This window comes from Desulfatiferula olefinivorans, from assembly GCF_054657895.1.
The window spans coordinates 45,262-65,497 of sequence record NZ_BAAHXV010000025.1; the positions used below are offsets into that span (position 1 = coordinate 45,262).

The window sequence follows — 20,236 nt, forward strand, 5'->3', positions numbered from 1 at the left end:
TCGGACGTTCACACGTAATGATGAGGATGAATTCATGTATCTTAACGTTCCTGAAAAAAAATTTTCTCCGGCGCTGAATCTGGACCCCGTGATCGACTCGATTGTCCGGACACAGCGACCGTCCGGAGACATCCCCTGGTGCCCCGGCCAGAAAACCGACCCCTGGGATCTGGTGGAATCGGCCATGGGTCTTTCCATCGGCGGACGGATTTTTGAAGCGCGCAAGGCCTTCGACTGGCTGCTCGACCGACAGCTGGAAGACGGGAGCTGGTTCGCCGCCTACATGGACGGTGAGCCCGAAGACCGGACGCGGGACACCAACATGAGTTCATACATTGCGGTGGGCGCCTACCACCATTACCTGATCACCGGCGACAGACCCTTTCTGAACACGATGTGGACCGCCGTGGAAAAGGGCATCGACTTCGCCCTGAGCCTCCAGGCACCCGGCGGCGAAATTCACTGGGCCAAAAGCCCCGAGGGCGTGGTGGATCCCATGGCCCTGATGACCGGCACCAGTTCCGTGTTCTTCAGTACCAAGTGCGCCCTTTCCATCGCCCAGATCCTTGGAAAGCATCGGCCCGACTGGCAGCAGGCCCTGCTGCGCATGCGGGAATCGATCACCCAGCGCCCCCACAGTTTCAATATCAGCAAATCCCGATTTTCCATGGACTGGTTCTACCCGATTCTCTCCGGCGCTTTGACAGGCATCGAGGCCCAGAAACGCATCGACAAATACTGGAAAAAATTTGTGGTCGAAGGCCAGGGTATCCGCTGTGTGTCCGATGAACCCTGGGTGACCGTGGCTGAAACCTGCGAGTTCGTCCTGGCGCTTTCGGCCATGGGCAACGAGAAACTGGCCCGCATCATTTTCGGCTGGATCCAGGACCGGCGCTACGATGACGGGTCTTACTGGTGCGGATTCACCTTTCCCGACATGGTGGTCTGGCCCGAGGACAAACTGTCCTGGACCAACGGCGTCGTCCTGATGGCGGCCGACGCCCTGTACGATCTGACGCCGGCCGGCCGGTTGTTCAACCACATTTTCTGGGCCGAATCCACCGCGGTCCGTCTGTAAAACACGGGACAAACGTTGTGAGAAAAGATCACCGGCCCTATTACGTCAAACAGGCCTACCTCCGATTCCAGAAGTTCTACGCCAACCGCTACCTCAGGCCCCAGTTCGAGCGCCTGGGTCGCGGCGGGGCCTATATGAAGCCGTGGCATGTGGAACTGTTCGGCGGCCCCATCAGCCTGGGTGCCTATCCCACGGTCATCGCCTCGCCCGACCGAAAGGTCCGTCTGACGGTCTGGGCGGGCAGCGAAACCGTCCGCGGCATCGAAATCGGTGATTACTGCCTGATCTGCCCGGGCGTCCGCATCGCCGCAGCCGAAAGGATCAGCATCGGCGACAGCTGCATGCTGGCCAGCGGGGCCTACCTGACCGATTCGGACTGGCACGACATCTACGACCGGAGCATGCCCGTGGGGAAATCCGCCCCCATCATTCTCGAAGAGAATGTCTGGATCGGCGACAGCGTCATTGTCTGCAAAGGCGTCACCATCGGAAAAAACAGCATCATCGGCGCCGGTTCCGTGGTGGTGTCCGACATCCCCGAGAACACCATCGCCGTTGGAAATCCGGCCCGGGTGGTCCGGCACCTGGACCCCCGGGAATCGATGAAGACCCGGGGGCACTGGCTGGCCAACCCCCGGAAACTGGCCCGGGATTTCGATATTCTCGACCGGGCCCAGTTGAAAGGCAATTCCCTGAAGGGCTGGGCGCGCTCCCTTCTTTTTCCGCGCTCGGGAGACTGATGCCCATGACCGGGAAAAACGACATCGTTTTGATCTACTTTGAGGACAAACCCCTGTCCTTTGCCCGGATCGAGGAGATCCGGCCGGACTGGAAAAAAAACTGGTATCATGTCAAGCTTCTGATGCTTCAGATACCCCTTCAGGTGGTCACCTGGATTCTCCGTGATGTGTACATCGACGGCCAGGAATTCACCATGAACAGCCTGAGGGTCCGCATGGAGAAGATCACCTGTCCGCCGGACGAGGGCCCCGACGCGGACACCGGCCATGACGACCCTCCCGGCCCCAGCACGGATGACACGGGCGATGGCGGCAAAATTATCAGCTTCACAAAACGGAAAACCTGACGCGTCTCGTTCCGGTCACCCCCCAAACGCCCGGAGCGCAACGATCCGTCAGATAATTTCCGCATCACGGCGGACCGATATTCCCGCCTTTTACATGGACTGGTTCATGGACAGCCTGGCCCGGGGCGGGTTTGAGGTGGAAAACCCCTTCACGCATCGCCTGAACACGGTGCCGGTCACCCCGGCGAACACCCACAGCCTGGTGTTCTGGTCCAAGAACATCGGCCCCTTTCTCGACGGCGGGTACGGACCGCGCCTTGAGGCGATGGGCTACCACCTGTTTTTCAACATCACCCTGAATTCCGAAGACCGGCTCCTCGAGCCCCATGTGCCCCCGCTGGCCAGGCGGCTCGATCAGCTCCGCCGCCTGGCAGACGACCACGACCCCCGCTCCGTCACCTGGCGTTTTGATCCGATCTGTCATTACCGGGACGCCCAGGGCCGGACAAAAAACAATCTCGGCGATGTCCGGCACATTGCCGATCAGGCCGCCGGCGCAGGGATAAGCCGCTGTATCACCAGTTTTGCGGACCTTTATCCGAAGGTTTTGACCCGTGCGGGGAAAGACCGACCGATCCGCCAATGGATCGATCCGCCCTTTGAACAAAAAATGGACATCATCCTCACCATGGAAGCGTTTCTTGCCGAACGGGCCATCGATCTGTTCCTCTGCTGCGAACAGGATCTGGTCGACCGGCTGCCCGCAGGCAGCCGGGTGCGCGCCTCGGCCTGCATTCCCGGAGACCTTCTGACCGATCTGTTTGGCGGAACCGTCAGCCGCGCCGCTGACAGCGGCCAGAGGAAATCACAAGGCTGCCGCTGTGTCCGTTCCAGGGACATCGGTTCCTACCGGCGCCAGCCCTGTTTTCACGACTGCCTGTTCTGTTACGCCAATCCCCGAGACCCCTCGGAGATGCGCCCATGACCCCCATCGCGCCCCTGACCGTCGGATCGCTGCGTGTTCATCCGCCCGTCGTCCTGGCTCCCCTGGCCGGGATCACGAGCCTGCCCTTCCGGCTGATGGCCCGGCGCTGCGGATGCGGCCTGGTCTATTCGGAAATGATCAGCGCCAATGGACTGAAATACGGCTCGGAAAAAACCGCCCAGATGATGGACACCCGTCCCGAGGAAGGTCCCGTGGCCATCCAGATTTTCGGAGCGGATCCGGCGGCCATGGCCATGGCTGCCCGGCGGGCCCAGGACTCCGGAGCGAGCATGGTGGATATCAACTTTGGCTGCTCTGTGAAAAAAGTCGTCAAAACCGGGGCGGGTGTGGCCCTGATGCGCGAACCGCACCGAGCGGAAGCCATCCTGACCGCCGTCCGCAAGGCCGTCACCATCCCCCTTACCATCAAAATCCGTTCAGGATGGGACCCTTCGGGGGCCCAGGCCTTTGCCGTGGCCGACCTGGCCGAGCGCTGCGGCGTGGACGCAGTGTGCATCCATCCTCGGACCGCCGGACAAGCGTTCCGGGGCCGGGCCCACTGGCCCCTCATCGGGGAGCTGAAAGGGCGCATGACCATTCCGGTGATCGGAAACGGCGACATCGCATCGCCCGACGATGCCCTGCGCATGATCCGGGAAACCGGATGCGATGCCGTGATGATCGGGCGGGCGGCCTTGTCGGATCCGGATATCTTTCGCCGGACGGCCCTGTGTTTCGACGGACGCCCCTTCGGCCCCCTGCCCCTTGACCGGCGTTTTTCCATGATCGACCGCTATGTGACCGATGCCCTGGCCTATCACGGGGAAACCGTCGCCTGCAAACTGCTGCGAAGCCGCCTGGCGTTCTTGATCAAGGGACTGCCGGGCTGCACGGCCTTCCGCATCCGTCTGTCCAATGTGGCCACCGAAACCGAGGTCCGATCGCTGATGGAAGATTTTCAGATCGCGCTGGATACGGATGAGGCCCGGGAGCATCTTGAGCGGATGGGCATCGAACACGACGGCCGGGAGCAGGCTCCCGGCCGGAACGGAAAAGGATCAAGCGAATGAAAATGGAGTCGATGCCGGTTGAGGCGGCCGGGGACCGGGCCTACTTGACGTAGACCGCCCTGGCGCAGGACGAAATACCGCCCCGGGAGGTAAATTCACCGATGACCTCCATGGAAAGGGGCCGGAGCACATCCGCCAGATCGTCGAGAATCCGGTTGACCACATGCTCGTAGAACATCCCCACATTGCGGTACTGAAGAAAATAATACTTCAACGATTTCAATTCGACAATCGACTGATCCGGACGGTAGATCACCGTAATGCAGCCATAGTCGGGCAGACCGGTCATGGGACAGACCGAGGTGAATTCCGGCTGCCGGATCGTGATATCGATGCTTCGCGTGGATGCGTAGGCATAGTCGATGGCCTCGAGCACGTCCTTTTTTACCGTGTCCGGCGTCAGCGCCGTGTAATTGACCTGATATGTTTTGTTGGTCGTCATCGCGCATATCCTTTTTTGCGATCGCGGCGGCGATATCGTTTCGCCGTCGCAAACATTGTTTCTCTTCCATCAACCGAATTTGAGTTTCAGGGCGATAAGCACGGCCACGATGATTAAAATCATCATGCCCGGCACGGTGGTCCAGGACTTGATCCAGGGCTCGCCCTGCATGAGCAGCTTATCGCGCTCTATGCTGTACCAGCGGCCAAGAAAAAGGGCGCTGAGAATGACGGCCGCATAGCCGATGTATTTCATGAGATCCGCCACCGGGGTTCCTCCTTGTCCGATTCAGTCGTCACACATCATGATGAACGGCGCGCCGCGAACGACGGCCGCCTTCGTTGTTTGCGGGAGCAATATAGCCCAGCATCGCGGCCTTGTCAAAACAACATTGGCGGCCGTCGCATAAATCATCGCGGGAAAACGACATGTGCCATATTAATGTTTGACAACCCGGTTTTTATCTGGTAGCTGATAACGAATCCCCACGGATACATAACCGATGACATCCCGGATGCCGATTTTTCACACCAGGGTTGCAAAGCCACATGTGTTTCTTTTGCACCAGACGAATCCCGGGAAAAGATAACTTTTTCATTCTTTAAGGAGCCATTCCATGAACGATTTTCTTCAATCCATCCGCAACGGAAGTTTTTCCAAAGACAACGGGAACAACGGAAAGCCGCGTTACAACAACCAGCGGCCCCGTCGGGCCTACGAGCCCAACGGCAATTACACGCGAAACAACAACGGCAACGAGCAGAAATTCCGTCCCCGCACGCCGGGAAACAATGTGATGACCGATGAAACCCTGGCCGGCATCAAGGACACCCTGACCGGCATACTGGCCAATCAGGAAGCCGCCCTGGCCTTCGCCGAGCGCCGGGCCATCGCCGAAGAACGCAAGGCCGACGCCTTCGAGTTCATTGCCGCCCACATCGGCCGTCTGAGCGGCGACACCTTTGTGACCCAGGTGCATGAGGCCGTCCGCGCGGACATGGACACCCCCGACGACGAACCGATCTTAAACGTCGCCGGCCCGGCCGCCTCCGACCTCAAAGAAATCGCTCCGGCCGACATGAACAAAGACGACATCCTGGAACTGATCGCAAGCATGCGCCGTGACGGTTCCACTTACAACGAAATTGCCTCCCACCTGGTGGAACTGAACCTCCCCACCTTTTCCGGTCGGGGCAAATGGCATGCCCAGACCATCCACCGGCTCTGCCAGACCGCCTGATCGGTTTCGATTCGCTTACACACTCCGTATGCGCCCGGCCTCCCTGCGGGGACGCCCCGGCGCGATGCGGGGATCACGAAAGCCGTGCGACAGATACCGCCCGGCTTTCGTGACCGGTCGTACAGGCCAAGGTGACGCCCTGTCGTTTGAATTGGCGGTTGTGACGAGCGGAGCGGGACGAAACTAGGTCGCAAGCCTCGCCATGTATTCGTCCCATTCCATGGGCAGGAGTTTTTTCTTTTTCGTGTTGCAGTCTTTGCAGGCGGGCACCACATTGCCCTTGGTGCTTCTGCCCCCCCGGGCCAGGGGAACGACATGGTCCATGGTCAGCTCCGACGGCGTGACCGACGCGCCGCAGTAATGGCAGACGCCCTTGGCGCAACGCCGTTTCCACCACTGGGAATGCCTCAGATCCCTGGCTTTTTGTTTTTCCCGTCTCAGATCGTCGTCGTCCGGAAACATGCTCCTCCCGATCAGACGCCGAATTTGGCGATGGCCTTGGTATCCCGGCTCCAATTCTTCTGAACCCGGACAAACAGTTTCAAGAACACCTTGCGCCCCAGCATTTTCTCGATCTCCTTGCGGGCGTCTTCGCCGATCTGCCTGAGCTTGGCCCCGGACTTTCCGATGACGATGCCCTTCTGGGAATCCCGCTCCACATGAATGGTGGCGTGGATCCGGGTCAGGTGTTTCTCACGGGCGAAGGCATCCACCGTCACCGCCGACGAATAGGGCACTTCCTGGCCGGTCAGGCGAAAGACCTTTTCCCGGATCATTTCGGCCACGAAAAACCTCTCCGGCAGATCCGTAAGGGTGTCTTCGGGAAAAAGAGGCGGGCCGTCGGGAAGACGGGCCTCGATCTCATTGAGCAGCACATCGACCTGATCCCCGTGTTTGGCCGAAACGGGAATGATCGCCTCAAAGGGGAACGCCTTGGCCCACTGGTCGATCAGGGCAAGCAGCTCAGGTTTCTTCACGCAATCGACCTTGTTGAGGGCGAGCAGGACTTTTTTATCCAGACTGTGAAGCTTCCGGACCAGAAACTCTTCGGAAGACCGGTCCGGTGCGGCCGCATCGACCAGCACCAGCACCAGATCCACATCACCCAGAGCCGAAAGGGCCACCTCCACCAGCCGCTCGTTCAAGGTGGCGTTGGTCTTGTGAACCCCCGGGGTATCGAGAAAAACCATCTGGGCGTTCTCCCGATGGACCACGCCCAGAATCCTGTTCCGGGTGGTCTGGGGCTTGCGGGACGTGATCGACAGTTTTTCACCGAGCAGGCGGTTGAGCAGGGTGGATTTCCCCGCATTGGGCGCCCCGACGATGGCTACGTAACCTGATTTGAAACTCATGTTGTCACTCACTGATCCATGGTGTGATGTGATCGAGAAGCCGCTCGCGCCCCAGCCGTGTTTTGGCCGAAAAGCAGATCAGCTCCGACGGGGGGAGCCCCAGTGTCTCCCCGCAGTGTTCATGGTGGACCTTGCGTTTCTGATTGGAAAACTTGTCGGCCTTGGTCAGAACATAGCAGGTGGGGATATGATAGTGCTGAAACCAGCCGATCAGGTCCGTCTCGTCCTGACCCGGGGTACGCCTGATGTCCATCAGCATGACCACGCCCTTGAGGGTTTGACGGGTGGACAGATAGGTTTCGATCATGTCGCCCCAGGTTTTCACCACGCTTTTGGGCACCTTGGCATACCCGTAACCGGGCAGGTCCACGAAGGTAAAGGTTCCGTTGATATTGAAAAAATTGATCAACTGGGTCCGCCCCGGCGTGGAGCTTGTCTTGACCAGACGCTTGCGATTGAGGAGCGTGTTGATCAAGGAGGATTTGCCCACATTGGACCGTCCCACGAACGCGACTTCGGGCAGAGCCGCCTCGGGATACTGGGACGGCTTCACCGCACTTTTCACAAACTCTGCGGAACGGATAATCATGACGGCTCCCGGCCTGTTGCGAAGGGGGGCCCGGCCTGCCGGGCCCGCCCATCAGATGACCTTGTTTAATGGATATTCGATGATGCCCGTGGCCCCTTCCTTGAGAAGGCGGGGAATCAGATCCCGGACCATGCCCGCATCGACCACCGTTTCCACCGCCACCCACTCGCTGTTGTAAAGGTGGGCCACCGTGGGGGCCTGAAGGCTGGGAAGAATCTCCACCACCTTGGCGATGGCGGTTTCGGGAACGTTCATCTTGAGACCCACCAGCTTGCCTGCGATCAGGGCGCCCTTGAGGAGCAGGGCCATCTGCCGGATCTTCTCACGTTTTTCCGGATTTTCCCAGGCCGTTTTATTGGCGATCAGCTGGGTATTGGTCTGCATCAGCTCGTGAATGACCCGGAGGCCGTGGGCCTTGATGGTGCTTTCGGTTTCCGTGATCTCCACGATGGCGTCGGCCAGACCGGAGACGACTTTGGCCTCGGTGGCCCCCCAGGAAAACTTGACCTTCACGTCGATACCCTGGGATTCAAAGAACCGTTTGGTGTACCCGACCAGTTCGGTGGAAATGGTCTTGCCCTGCAGATCCTGAAGGGTCCGGACCGGAGAATCGTAGGCCACGGCGATCACCCAACGGGCCGGCTTGGCGCTGACTTTGGAATAAACCAGATCCTCGACCACCAGGACGTCGGAATTGTATTCGGCGATCCAGTCCTTGCCGGTCAGTCCCACGTCCAGGGTGCCGTTTTCCACGTTGATGGCCATTTCCTGGGCCCGGCACAGGGCGCAGGAAATACTGTCGTCATTGATCGAGGGGAAGTAGCTTCGCCCGCTGACCGTGATTTTCCACCCGGCTTTGTTGAACAGATCGATGGTGGCATTCTGGAGGCTCCCTTTGGGAACGCCGAGTTTCAGGGTCTCTTTCATTTTTTGTATACCTCGTCCGGATTGAAAAGCGGCTCTCCGACGGTCACCGCTTCGTGGTTCTCGATTTTTCTGAAAAAGCAGCTCTTGTACCCGAGGTGACAGGCCGCGCCGCCCACCTGATCGACTTTGAGCAGCACCGTATCGTTGTCGCAGTCGATGCGAATCTCACGCACATGCTGGACATGGCCCGACGACTCACCCTTGACCCAGAGCTTTTTCCGCGAACGACTGTAATAGGTCGCCTTGCCGGTTTCAAGGGTCATGGCCCAGGCCTCTTCGTTCATAAAGGCCACCATCAGCACCTCGCCGGTCTCGTAATCCTGAACAATGGCGGGCAGAAGCCCGTCAAACTTGCTGAAATCAAGTTTAATCATGTTAAATCCTTCATATTATGCATGTTAAAAGACCAAACTTGTTTAAATAGATATTTCACCGGTTAAAGTCAAATTTTTTTTCGCCCGGCCTGTCGATCGTCTGCCGCATCGGCCGATGAGTCCCCATGGGCCGGAGCGGTCCGATTGACATCCTTTTCTTGTTTTAAATCAAAATCCTTGCTACATTGCTTCACTTGAAAAAAGGGGGACTTCTTCTTGCCGCGACGTTTCGGAACATTCGGCGGTCCGGGCCGCGCCGGAGTCCGCCAGGACACTTTAATCGACAACAGGTACGTATGACTCAACCGTCCCGAACCCATAAGGATCCCGAGGCGACCGGTCTTTCGATCCGGCTGATCCGATACGCGATCCGAACGATGTGCATCGCCATTTTTTCGATCATCCTGATCTTTACCGGGGTCTATTTCTATTACAGTTCCGGCCTGCCCAAAATCTCCACCCTGAGGGACTACAAACCGAACATCGTCACCTGCGTCTATTCCGACGACGGCCGTAAAATCGGCGAGTTCTACAAGGAACGACGCATCGTGATCCCCATGGAGGACATCCCCAAAACCCTGATCGACGCCTTCATCGCCGCCGAGGATTCCCGATTCTATGTACACAAGGGCATCGACTTTTACAGCATCATCCGGGCGTTTACCCGGAATCTCAAGGCCGGTTCCATCGTCCAGGGCGGCAGCACCATCACCCAGCAGGTTACCAAATCCTTTTTTCTCAGCCCTGAAAAAAAATACAGCCGGAAAATCAAGGAGGCGATTCTCGCCTACCGGCTGGACAAAACCTTCACCAAGGATGAGATCCTTTATCTCTACCTGAACCAGATTTACCTGGGCCATGGGGCCTACGGCGTGGAGGCGGCGGCGGAAAACTATTTCGGAAAATCGGCACGGGAACTAAACCTGGCCGAATGCGCCATCCTGGCCGGCCTGCCGCAGGCCCCGAGCCGCTATTCCCCCTTCAAGCATCCCGAACTGGCCAAGCAGCGCCAGATCTATGTGCTGAACCGCATGGTGGCCGAAGGATACATCACCAACGTGGACGCCACCGAGGCCATGAACGTGGTGCTGGACATCAAGCCCCGACGCAACTGGTACATTGAAAAGGTCCCCTGTTACACCGAGTACGTCCGGCGCTACGTGGAGAAAAAATACGGCGAGGACGCCCTCAATACCCAGGGCCTAAAAATTCATACGGCCGTCAACATCGAAATGCAGAAATATGCCCAGGACGAAGTCAGCCGGGGGCTTGGCGATCTGGACAAGCGCCAGGGCTACCGGGGGCCCCTCAACCACCTGACGGTCAAAGAGATCGAGCCCTACCTCCAGAAACTCCGGCTGGACATGGAAGACAATCCCATCGAAAAAGGAAAAAGCCTTGAAGGGGTCGTGATCAAGGTGGACAACGCCGCCGGGGAAACCACCGTCAAGATGGGCCACATCGTCGGGATCATACCCATGAACACCATGCGATGGGCCCGAAAGCCCGACATCCGTGTGGGTTACTGGGAAGGGTCCATCACCGAGCCGGGGCTGGCCCTCAAGGTCGGCGACGTGATCATGGTGCGGCCCCGGGGAATCAGAAAAACCGACGGGGAAGACGAACCCCGCGAGGTGGACCTTCTGGCCCTGCAGCCGGACAAGCCCGATATCTGGGACCTGGCCCTGGATCAGACTCCGGTGTCCGAATCGGCTCTCCTGTGCATCGAAGCCGAGACCGGATTCGTCAAGGTGATGGTCGGGGGACGGGATTTTACCGACAGCCAGTTCAACCGGGCCTTCCAGTCCCGACGGCAGCCCGGCTCGGCCTTCAAGCCCATCGTCTACGCCGCCGCCCTGGACAAGGGGTACACCCCGGCCACCATGATCATCGACTCGCCGGTGGTGTATCTGGACGAAGAACGGGACTTCACCTGGAAACCCAACAATTACGAGAAAAAATTCCACGGCCCCACCCTGTTCCGCGAGGCCCTGACCAACTCCATGAACATCATCACCATCAAGATCCTCAAGGATATCGGCATCGATTACGTGATCGACTATGCCGAACGCATGGGCATCACCGCCCCCCTGTCCCGGGATCTGTCCATTGCCCTGGGGTCCTCCGGCGTCTCCCTTTTAGAGCTGGTCACCGCCTATTCGGTGTTTCCCAATCTGGGCTACCGGGTGGAGCCCACCTTCATCACCCGCATCGAGGACCGGGAGGGCACCGTCCTTGAAGAGGCCGTTCCCATCCGGAACCAGGTGATCGACCCCGCCACGGCCTACATCATGACCAGCCTGCTGGAAGGCGTCATCCAGCACGGAACGGGCAAGCGGGCCCGGAGTCTGAACCGTCCCGCCGCCGGCAAGACCGGAACGACCAACAACCTGCACGACGCCTGGTTCGTGGGCTACACCCCCCGGTATATCACCGGCGTCTGGGTGGGCAACGATTCCAAATCCCCCCTGGGCAAGGGCGAGACCGGTTCCCGGGCGGCCTGCCCCATCTGGCTGGGATTCATGAAAAAGGCCCTCACGGACAAGCCGGTCCGGGTGTTCGAGGTTCCCCAGGGGGTGGTTTTCGCGAAAATCGATGCCGAAACCGGACTCCTGCCCATTCCGGAATCGAAAAAAACCATCTTCGAATGTTTCAAGGAAGGCACGGTCCCCACCGAGTACACCCCCAAACCCGAGGCCATTCAGGACTCCGTCGAACTGTTCAAGGAAGATCTCTGATCCGACAAAACCGGGCGGGATTGAGGGCAAGGCAAACGGATTTTTTCCAATTGACTTGATATTGATTTTGAGGTAACAAAACAAACGTTGTCATGCACCGACATGTTACGGGTGAGATGTCATGACAACGCTCCGGCCTATCGTCCAATCCTCCGGACGGTTAAGGCGCCGTCACTGACCCATCCCTCATATCATTAAAACGGAGATCACAGCATGCCCACCGGTACCGTCAAATGGTTCAACGAAAAAAAAGGTTATGGTTTTATCCGACAGGATGAAGGTGAAGACATTTTCGTCCATCATTCCGCCATCAACATGGCAGGATTTCGCGTGCTTCACGAAGGCGAAAAGGTGTCGTTTCAACTGGGAAAGGGGAAAAACGGCCCCGCCGCCGTGGAGGTCACCCGCCTGACCTGACGACCGGCCGGTCCATCCGTCAGGCGACGGCGGGACGTTTCCCGCTCATGTGCGATACGCCTCGCGGGTTTTTTCCATCTCTTCCGGAAGCTCCTGCTGAATCCGCAGATAGTCGTCGATACGCTCGCGAAGATGCTGCACCAGAGACAGAGACAGGCCGTCCTGAGCCTCGGGAAGGGCCATGAACCCCGACCGGGTGGCGATCAGTTCGCCCAGCTGGATGATGCCCGTAATGCTTGACGGGTCCAGATCGTCGATTTTTTTATGATGGTCCCTTATGGCCAGCTGGACCGTCGCGGGCAGCTTCCATTCCCGGGCCAGCCAGAACCCCGTCTCACAGTGGTTCGTCCCCATCACCATGGTTTCGTGCTCGACAAAGGGCAGGCCTGTCCCCACGGTGGAGACCATTCGGTCGAACAGTTCCGGCTCGGCCTGAAACGCCACCATCAGACCCACGTCATGCATCAGGCCGCAAAGAAAGGCGTCTTCCCCCGGCAGGTCGAAAATCTGCTCGGCGATCATCCGGCAGCAGTGGCTGGTGGCCACCCCGTGATTCCAGAGGGCCCGGCCCGAGAACCCGGCGACGGTCATCCGGCCCTGGTAGAGTGAGCGCAGCGCCTCGAGCACCACCATGTTCCTCAGGTTGTCCTGACCGATGACCACCATGGCATCGGCCAGGGTTTCCACCTTCTCGGGAAGGGCAAAATAGGCGCTGTTGACCAGCTTGAACACCCGCATGACCAGGGCCGGATCATGGCGGATCACCCGTTCGTAATCCCTGGCGCCGGCCTTGTCCTCGGAGATCATCTTGACCAGACGAATCGCCACGTGGGGCAGGGTTTTGATCTGATTGAACCTTTCAATCAACGATTCGGTGTTCTTCATTTTCGCAATCCCATCCTGATTGAACGACGCCGGCCGTGTTCCCGGCGACATCACCGGCACTAACAATAACTGGTCCCATCCCAGCAGTGGGTGCAGAGCTTTTCTTTGGGCAGCCCGATGGCGGCCACCAGGTCTTCCAGGGTCTGATACCTCAGGCTGGTGAGTTTCAGACGCTTGCAGATGTGATCGACCATGGCGGCGTGACCTTCCGTGCCGGCGCAGGCATAGGCCCCAAGCTCCACATCCTCGGTGCCGAACAGGTCGTAAATCGCCTTGCGCCCGGCCAGGTCCAGGGTCGACCGGGACGTGGAAAAATTCAAAAATTCACAGGGATAGATCAGACAGGGACAGGCGATACGCATATGGATTTCCCGGGCCCCGTATTCATGGAGAATCTGGACATTGTCCTGGAGCTGGGTCCCCCGGACCACGGAATCATCACAGAAAATCAAGCGCTTTCCCTCGATGATCTCCCGGACGGGGATCAGCTTCATCCGGGCCACCAGATCCCGTATGGTCTGATTCTGGGGCATGAAGCTCCGGGGCCAGGTGGGGGTGTATTTCACATAGGGCCGCATGTAGGGCAGGCCCGATTCATGGGAAAAGCCCAGACCGTGACCGATGCCCGAATCCGGAATACCGCCCACCAGATCCGCCTCGACCGTTTCCCGACGGGCCAGAGCCCTGCCGCAGTTGTAGCGGACTTCCTCGGTGTTGATGCCTTCGTAGGTCGAAGCCGGGTAGCCGTAGTACACCCAGAGAAAGGAACAGACCTGCATAAGGTCCCCGGGGGCCTTGACCTGTTCCACACCCTCGGCCGTCATCCTTACGATTTCTCCCGGCCCCAGGTGGCGGTCCACCGTAAACCCCAGGTTGGGAAAGGCGCAGGTTTCGGAACTGGCGGCACAGGCTCCCTCCCGCCGGCCCAGGGCGATCGGGGTCCGGCCCAGCCGGTCACGGGCCGCGTAAATGCCCTTTTCCGTCAGCACCAGCATGGAACAGGAACCCTTGATCCGTTCCTGGGCGTGACGGATCCCTTCCTCGAAACTGCCGGCCTGACTGATCAGGGTACCGGCGACCTCCGTGGGGCTCGGGCCGCCGCCGCTGGTGGCCGACAGATGGATGTTCCGGGCGAAGATCTCCGTCACCAGTTCGTCCATGTTGGTGATCCTTCCGACCATCACCACGGCGAACCGGCCCAGGTGGGAAAAGAGCACGATGGGCTGGGCATCGGTGTCGCTGATCACCCCGATGCCCATGCGGCCGGTCAACTCGTCCAGATCCGGTTCGAACTTGTTCCGGAAATAAGCATTTTCCAGATTGTGGATGGCCCGGTTAAACCCGTCCGGTCCGATGGTGGCGATCCCTCCGCGTTTGGTCCCCAGATGGGACAGGTAATCGGTTCCGTAAAACAGCTCACTGATACAATCCGATGTCGAACAACACCCAAAAAAACCACCCATGACGGCTCCCTATTTCGTTTGGCAATGATTCTTCAACGCACCTTTTTAAAATGATTCCTCTCCTTAGTGTCTGGCGGCCGGGCTGTCAATCAAAAACATCGCCAAAACGTGATGTACGGGCACGGCGCGCCGTGCCCCAACCCAGCGCCGTGCGCCGGCGAAATCCGAGAACCGATAACCGGATAAGGCGTGAAGGCATGGCCTGCATGGTCAAAATACCCGACGGCAAAAGCCTGGCCGAAATCTTTTTGTTTCTCAACTCACAGCCAGGATGTGACGATAGGGTAAATTAGGTAAAGAAACGCGCCGGCACAAACCGTTTCAGGATGTACCCGTCACCGGCGCCTCTGCCCTGAACCGCTCGCCTTTCACTGAAAAACGAATCGGACTGCCTATGAAACTCATGCCTTTCAAGGACATCCATGTCGTCGTCAAGCTGAATTATTATGGAAGACTGATCATTTATTCCGTTGAAATTTTACTGGCTTTCAGTGTTTTTTATCATCACAAGGAGCCTCTGGCCTACTGGCTTGTCACCCTCGGGGTGTACCTTCTGTGGCCCACGGGGGCCTTTCTTTTATCCGCCCACAGCAGCGACCAGAAAAAAGCGGAAATGAACCATATCTCCTTTGAAGCCCTTCTCGTGGGCGGTTTCTTCGCCATACTCAAATTTGATCTCTGGGCCTGTGTGGCCTTCTGTTCGATCAATCTTCTGTTCTACACCATGATCGGGGGCCCCCGTTTTTTCCTCAAATCCCTTTTGGTCATGGTCGTCTCAGGGGTGCTGACCATGATCGCGCTGCCGGGCTTCACCGCCATGCCCCAGTCGTCCCTGCCGACCACCGTCATCAGTATCATTCTGATTCTTGTATCCATCGCCGTCATGGGTCTGGCGGCATACTCAACCAACAAGCGCCTGTCCAATCACCGGCGATCACTGAAAGACAAACAGGCCCAGATTATCAGCAGCCTGAAATACGCCCGGACCATCCAGAATTCCCTGATGGCGGTGCCGGAATCCATATACAAAGAACTGCCGAACAGCTTTATCATCTGGGAACCCAGGGACATCGTGGGCGGTGATATCTACTACACCCATTTTTCCGATGATGAATTTATTCTTGCGGTCATTGACTGTACAGGACACGGGGTCCCCGGAGCCCTGCTGAGCATGGTCGCCTCGTCGATTCTCCAGCGCATCATCCGGGCTGAAAAAAAACGAACCCCGTCGGACATCCTTCAGCGGCTGAATTTCATTGTCCGACTGACCCTTTACCAGGATTCCAAGTATACGGTTTCAAACGACGGCATGGATGTGGGCGTCTGCCATGTCGACACCGCATCCCGGCGCCTGACCTATGCCGGGGCGCGCATTCCCCTTCTGATGGTCCACAACGGCACCTCCACACTCTTCAAGGGAGATAAACCAAGCATCGGCTATCGTCTTTCCGACCCCGATTATCAGTACACGGACCATACCATTGACATCGAAAACGGCGCTGCGTTCTATCTCTTCAGCGACGGCATCACCAGCCAGACCGGTGGCGACGCCAACCGGATGTTCGGGACCCGAAGGCTCCGAACCCTGCTTGAAACCCTGGCATCCGAGCCGTTTGACAGGCAAAAAACTCTGCTCCTCGAAGCCTTCAACGACTACCATGATAAAAAACTAAGAAAAGACGATATCACTCTGGTGGGTTTTTCCCTTGACGCGCCGGGCCGGACGATCCCGTGCCCCCCCGGTTCCGGCGATACGCCATAGAACGCCCGGGGTTTCGGTAAGCTGCGGGCCGTCCGTCAGATCCTTCGAATGGCCCGGATTCCCGAATCTCTGTGAATTCAAATCCAGCCTGTACGGACCTGAAAAAACATAATATATTAAAGCCATGACCGATACCGTTCACACAACAAATCAGCCATCGGAAGATCACGGCGTCGCCCGGGGAAAAAACATCCATCCGCTGATCCGCTTCAACTATCTTCCGAGAATCTTTGGTTATGCCCTGTTCCTGGGTATTTTCATCACCCTGTTCCACGACACCCCCAGCCCGCTGCTCTGGGCCGCCGTCATCGCCCAGACCCTGCTCTGGCCCCATGTGGCCTACCTGCTTGGAAAAACGAGCCGGGACCCCAGGCAGGCCGAATACCGAAACATGATGTTCGAAGCCTTTGTTTTTGGATTCTGGATGGCCATGATCTCCTTCAATCTTCTGCCCTGCGCGGCGTTTTTCATCGGAGGCGCCCTCAACCTGATGGCGACCGGCGGCATACGCCTTTTTTTGAAAGGCCTTCTCTCTTTGTCGGCAGGAATCGCCCTGGCCGGTTTGTTCTTCGGTTTTCAGTTTGATCCGGAAGCAAGCCTTGCCACAACCGCTGCCTGCGTGTTCACCATTCTGTCATACGCGTCCACCATTTCCTACCTGAGTTTTGTCTATTCCAAAAAACTCAGTGACCACAAACATTCATTGGAAAAAGCCAACGATGACATCCAAGAAAAGCTCCTGATCACCGAGCAGGAGATCCGTGAACGCAAACGGGTCGAAAAAAGGCTTCAGGTCGCCATGCACAAGGCCGAAGCGGCGAGCCGTGAAAAAAGCCGGTTTCTGGCCACCATGAGCCATGAGATACGCACCCCGATGAACGCCATCATCGGAATGACCGAACTGGCCCTCCAGACGGAAAACCCGCGGGACATCCATGGGTACCTTGCCATTGTCCGGGATTCATCCACCCACCTTCTTGCCATCATCAACGATATCCTTGATTTTTCAAAAATCGAATCGGGGAAACTCACCCTCGAACGGCGGGATTTCAACCTGAAGGAACTGCTTGAACGGGTCGCCTGCACCTTTCGTCACGATGCGGACAAAAAAAATCTCTTCATAGAAACCACCGTTGACCCCACGGTCCCCGACCATATCAACGGCGACCCCGCACGGCTCCGGCAGGTCCTTGTCAACATCATCGGCAATGCCCTGAAATTCACCCACCAGGGCGGCATCACCATCAGCCTGAATAATTCCCCGCAGATAGGCGGCAACGCGTCCCTCCGTTTCGCCGTCACGGACTCGGGCATCGGGATCTCCGACGATCAAAAGGATTTCATTTTCGAGCGGTTTTCCCAGGCCGACCATAAAACCAGCCATGTATACGGCGGCACGGGCCTGGGGCTTTCCATCTGCAGGAAAATCGTGGAACTCATGGGGGGCCGCATCTGGTTTGAAAGCGAGGAAGGCCGGGGCACGACCTTTTTCTTCACCCTTCCCCTTTGCCCGGCCGTCAAACACGAGATCATTCCATCCCCCGACGGGCACGAAGGGGACCAGCCCTTCCGAAAGCTGTCCATCCTGCTTGCGGAGGACCATCCGATCAACATCGAGCTGACAAAAATTGTCCTTAACGGTCTTGGTCACGACGTGGCCGTGGCCCGCAACGGCGTCGAAGCCGTCGACATGGTGAAACACGGGTCCTTCGACCTGGTGTTGATGGACATCGAAATGCCTGAAATGAACGGCCTCGAAGCATCGACCCGCATTCGAAGCGGCCAGGCCGGTCCCGAAAACGCCCAGATCCCCATCATCGCCATGACGGCCCATGCCTTCGACGACATGGTCGCCCGTTACAAAAACGCCGGCATCAACCATTCCATCTCCAAGCCCATCAACATCCACACCCTGGGCCCCATCATCCGGGAGGTCATCGACGCGCATACGGAAGAAGGGTAAGTCCCAAAAATGATCAACAAAATGGAATAAATAATGATGTTGCCGGTCTGTCCGTTGCGGCATGGATGGTATGAAACGTTATCCGGTGATCATCAGGAATCCGAATGCAGGCGGTCAAGGCGGCCTGCCATGATGTCCGCCACCGGCGCCGTCATGTCGTTCCGCTGCAGAAGGATTTTCAGCATGGCGGTCATCGGCGTCGCCAGGAGCATGCCGACGACACCCCAGATCATGCCCCAGAAAATCAGGGCCATCAAAAGGACCACCGGATGAAGGTCCAGGCCGTCGCCCATGATTTTCGGTTCGATGATATTGCCGATGGTAAACTGGATCACGCCCGGAATCAGAAGAACCATGATGATAAGGCCGATGCTGAAGTTTTCATGCAGAAAGACCATGGGCAGCGGAATGAGGGTGGCAATCACCGACCCGATGCTGGGTATGAAGTTCAGGGCGAAGGTCAGGAAACCAAAGAACATGGCGAATTCGATCCCGATCACTTGAAGGATGAGGCCCACAAGGATGCCCGTGATTGCCGAAAGGATCACCTTTTTGACGAGAAAGGCCCGGATCTTTTTTTCAACCTCCTTCCAGACGCCGCCCGGGGGTGTTTTCCTGGGCTTGGAACCGAGAAGCAGGAACAGTACGAAAATAAAAATCAGCAACCCCTGTTTCAAAAGATCCGCCAGGACTTTTGAAATATTCAGAACAAATGTCTTGACAACCCCCTGCTGGATCAGGGCGTTGATCTCGTCCCGGACGGTATCGGCCAGCGACATGTCCTCCTTTCCGACCGTCGATGACCCCGGGGCGCCGTCGATGGTCTCCGAACCGGCCGTTTCATGCGGACCGGAGTCACCGTTTTCGGGCATGAAATAAGACTCCACCGAATCAATCACCTGAATCACGTTGGACTTGATGACCTGCTGGTACGCATCGGCATTGGCGGCAAACTGGCGGGTGGATGTGACCAGAAGGGCTGAAACGATGAATAAAAAGCCAAAGCTCAACAGCAACACCACCGTCACGGCAAGCGGATGGGGCGCTTTCAGACGCCGGACGATCAGGTCGATAAACGGCAGAAGTGAAAAGGCGATAAACGCCGCAATGATAAAGGGAATCATCACCGGCCGAAGCAGGTAGAGCGCAACGGCAACGGCAATGGCGGCAATCACGAGAAGACATGCCGCCTGGACTTTTATAAGGTTGTCTGTCTGTTGCATGGGACGATGGCCTCTATGACGTGGGTTTGAAGGTATCCGTGATCCTCATGATCCTGTTTCGACCGGACGCCGCGAAATCACCACAAATTACCCTGACGGCTCTTTGATGTCAATCGCCGCAAAACTCTGCGAAAAAAGTCAAAACGAAGCGGACAGAATCCATTTCACCACGGAGACACAGAGAGCACGGAGCTGACGGAAAACATAAAAATCCCGGCCTCCGGCGGCCCTGCCGGGGGCCAAACTTTTAAAAAGTTTGACAAACGGGTTTTTTGGGTTTTCTCACGGAGACACAAAGGCACAGGAAAAAATGAAAACAGACGGCCGGTCAACACTCGGAAAAACGCCACGCATGCCCCCTGACTTCACCATTTAAAAACGTCCCCGAAACCACCACCCCCCGCCCATGCGACCGCCTGTCGCAGGGTGGGTTGCGCCCACCAATCCGGCACTCATCCGTATAAAATTCATCACCCTACCCAACAAATCAAGCCCCACGGCAGACAGGTCTGAAGAATATCTCAGAAGACAAACAACAAGCAAAACACGGCTTCCGACGTCATAAAGCCAAACGTCTTTCCATCCTGGCCCTGTATATCATGGCCCGTGCATACCCCATGGCGTCGGGATGTGGCCGAACTCCCTCAAGTTTTGAGTTGCACGCCGGGCAGCAGGTGTTATAGTGTCGGTTAATTTTCAAT

The 20,236-nt window shown here is 57.6% G+C and carries 20 protein-coding genes; 10 read left to right on the top strand and 10 right to left on the bottom strand.

Going from position 1 to position 20,236, the window contains the following annotated elements; translation table 11 throughout:
- The first annotated feature begins 34 nt into the window (after positions 1-34).
- Genes ACYQ11_RS15955 through dusB form a run of 5 tightly spaced genes read left to right on the top strand, consistent with a single transcriptional unit; the run spans position 35 to position 4,160 of the window.
- Positions 35-1,078, top strand: coding sequence for a prenyltransferase/squalene oxidase repeat-containing protein (locus ACYQ11_RS15955; RefSeq protein ID WP_459924805.1), 1,044 nt, complete (start codon positions 35-37; stop codon positions 1,076-1,078).
- A gap of 17 nt (positions 1,079-1,095) precedes the next feature.
- Positions 1,096-1,818: an acyltransferase gene (locus ACYQ11_RS15960; protein ID WP_459924806.1), complete on the top strand. Its 723-nt coding sequence runs from the start codon at positions 1,096-1,098 to the stop codon at positions 1,816-1,818.
- A gap of 5 nt (positions 1,819-1,823) precedes the next feature.
- The gene (locus ACYQ11_RS15965) at positions 1,824-2,165 is read left to right on the top strand and encodes a hypothetical protein (protein ID WP_459924807.1); all 342 of its coding nucleotides are present in this window, start codon (positions 1,824-1,826) and stop codon (positions 2,163-2,165) included.
- A gap of 55 nt (positions 2,166-2,220) precedes the next feature.
- Positions 2,221-3,090: a DUF1848 family protein gene (locus tag ACYQ11_RS15970; RefSeq protein ID WP_459924828.1), complete on the top strand. Its 870-nt coding sequence runs from the start codon at positions 2,221-2,223 to the stop codon at positions 3,088-3,090.
- Positions 3,087-4,160 (top strand): tRNA dihydrouridine synthase DusB, encoded by a 1,074-nt coding sequence (dusB, locus tag ACYQ11_RS15975; protein ID WP_459924808.1) that lies wholly within the window; start codon positions 3,087-3,089, stop codon positions 4,158-4,160. The genes ACYQ11_RS15970 and dusB overlap by 4 nt, the downstream gene beginning before the upstream one ends.
- Positions 4,161-4,200: 40 nt before the next feature.
- Here the strand turns inward: dusB and queF are convergent, their stop codons facing one another.
- Positions 4,201-4,602, bottom strand: a complete 402-nt coding sequence (queF, locus tag ACYQ11_RS15980) for a preQ(1) synthase (RefSeq protein ID WP_459924809.1) — start codon at positions 4,600-4,602, stop codon at positions 4,201-4,203.
- A 69-nt stretch (positions 4,603-4,671) separates the two neighbouring features.
- Entirely contained in the window at positions 4,672-4,869 is a 198-nt protein-coding gene (locus ACYQ11_RS15985; RefSeq protein WP_459924810.1) for a hypothetical protein, read from the bottom strand.
- A gap of 349 nt (positions 4,870-5,218) precedes the next feature.
- On the opposite strand from ACYQ11_RS15985, the gene ACYQ11_RS15990 reads away from it, so the two are divergent.
- Positions 5,219-5,842, top strand: coding sequence for a hypothetical protein (locus ACYQ11_RS15990; protein WP_459924811.1), 624 nt, complete (start codon positions 5,219-5,221; stop codon positions 5,840-5,842).
- A gap of 183 nt (positions 5,843-6,025) precedes the next feature.
- On the opposite strand, the gene ACYQ11_RS15995 is transcribed toward ACYQ11_RS15990, so the two are convergent.
- From ACYQ11_RS15995 to hisI, 5 genes are read right to left on the bottom strand one after another with little or no spacing between them, the layout of a single operon-like run.
- On the bottom strand, positions 6,026-6,304 hold the full coding sequence (locus ACYQ11_RS15995) for an HNH endonuclease (RefSeq protein ID WP_459924812.1): 279 nt from the start codon (positions 6,302-6,304) through the stop codon (positions 6,026-6,028).
- A gap of 11 nt (positions 6,305-6,315) precedes the next feature.
- Positions 6,316-7,194 (bottom strand): GTPase Era, encoded by an 879-nt coding sequence (gene era, locus ACYQ11_RS16000; RefSeq protein ID WP_459924813.1) that lies wholly within the window; start codon positions 7,192-7,194, stop codon positions 6,316-6,318.
- 4 nt (positions 7,195-7,198) lie between these two features.
- Entirely contained in the window at positions 7,199-7,783 is a 585-nt protein-coding gene (gene yihA, locus ACYQ11_RS16005; protein WP_459924814.1) for a ribosome biogenesis GTP-binding protein YihA/YsxC, read from the bottom strand.
- A gap of 51 nt (positions 7,784-7,834) precedes the next feature.
- Positions 7,835-8,710: an ATP phosphoribosyltransferase gene (hisG, locus tag ACYQ11_RS16010; RefSeq protein ID WP_459924815.1), complete on the bottom strand. Its 876-nt coding sequence runs from the start codon at positions 8,708-8,710 to the stop codon at positions 7,835-7,837.
- Positions 8,707-9,084 carry a phosphoribosyl-AMP cyclohydrolase gene (gene hisI / locus ACYQ11_RS16015; protein WP_459924816.1) on the bottom strand — a complete coding sequence of 126 codons (378 nt, stop codon included), beginning with the start codon at positions 9,082-9,084 and terminating at the stop codon, positions 8,707-8,709. The genes hisG and hisI overlap by 4 nt, the downstream gene beginning before the upstream one ends.
- 296 nt (positions 9,085-9,380) lie before the next feature.
- On the opposite strand from hisI, the gene ACYQ11_RS16020 reads away from it, so the two are divergent.
- Together ACYQ11_RS16020 and ACYQ11_RS16025 are read left to right on the top strand one after the other, a co-directional pair.
- Positions 9,381-11,822, top strand: coding sequence for a penicillin-binding protein 1A (locus tag ACYQ11_RS16020; RefSeq protein WP_459924817.1), 2,442 nt, complete (start codon positions 9,381-9,383; stop codon positions 11,820-11,822).
- Positions 11,823-12,035: 213 nt separating this feature from the next.
- Complete coding sequence (locus ACYQ11_RS16025; RefSeq protein WP_459924818.1) at positions 12,036-12,239, top strand: cold-shock protein; 204 nt, start codon at positions 12,036-12,038, stop codon at positions 12,237-12,239.
- 45 nt (positions 12,240-12,284) lie between these two features.
- Here ACYQ11_RS16025 and ACYQ11_RS16030 read toward each other — a convergent pair whose 3' ends face one another.
- Together ACYQ11_RS16030 and ACYQ11_RS16035 are read right to left on the bottom strand one after the other, a co-directional pair.
- Positions 12,285-13,124, bottom strand: coding sequence for an HDOD domain-containing protein (locus tag ACYQ11_RS16030; RefSeq protein ID WP_459924819.1), 840 nt, complete (start codon positions 13,122-13,124; stop codon positions 12,285-12,287).
- A 59-nt stretch (positions 13,125-13,183) separates the two neighbouring features.
- Complete coding sequence (locus ACYQ11_RS16035) at positions 13,184-14,587, bottom strand: amidophosphoribosyltransferase (RefSeq protein WP_459924820.1); 1,404 nt, start codon at positions 14,585-14,587, stop codon at positions 13,184-13,186.
- Between the two features lie 394 nt (positions 14,588-14,981).
- On the opposite strand from ACYQ11_RS16035, the gene ACYQ11_RS16040 reads away from it, so the two are divergent.
- The gene (locus ACYQ11_RS16040; protein WP_459924821.1) at positions 14,982-16,349 is read left to right on the top strand and encodes a PP2C family protein-serine/threonine phosphatase; all 1,368 of its coding nucleotides are present in this window, start codon (positions 14,982-14,984) and stop codon (positions 16,347-16,349) included.
- A gap of 124 nt (positions 16,350-16,473) precedes the next feature.
- On the top strand, positions 16,474-18,312 hold the full coding sequence (locus ACYQ11_RS16045) for an ATP-binding protein (RefSeq protein ID WP_459924822.1): 1,839 nt from the start codon (positions 16,474-16,476) through the stop codon (positions 18,310-18,312).
- 92 nt (positions 18,313-18,404) lie between these two features.
- Here the strand turns inward: ACYQ11_RS16045 and ACYQ11_RS16050 are convergent, their stop codons facing one another.
- Positions 18,405-19,535, bottom strand: a complete 1,131-nt coding sequence (locus ACYQ11_RS16050) for an AI-2E family transporter (RefSeq protein WP_459924823.1) — start codon at positions 19,533-19,535, stop codon at positions 18,405-18,407.
- Positions 19,536-20,236: the final 701 nt, after the last annotated feature.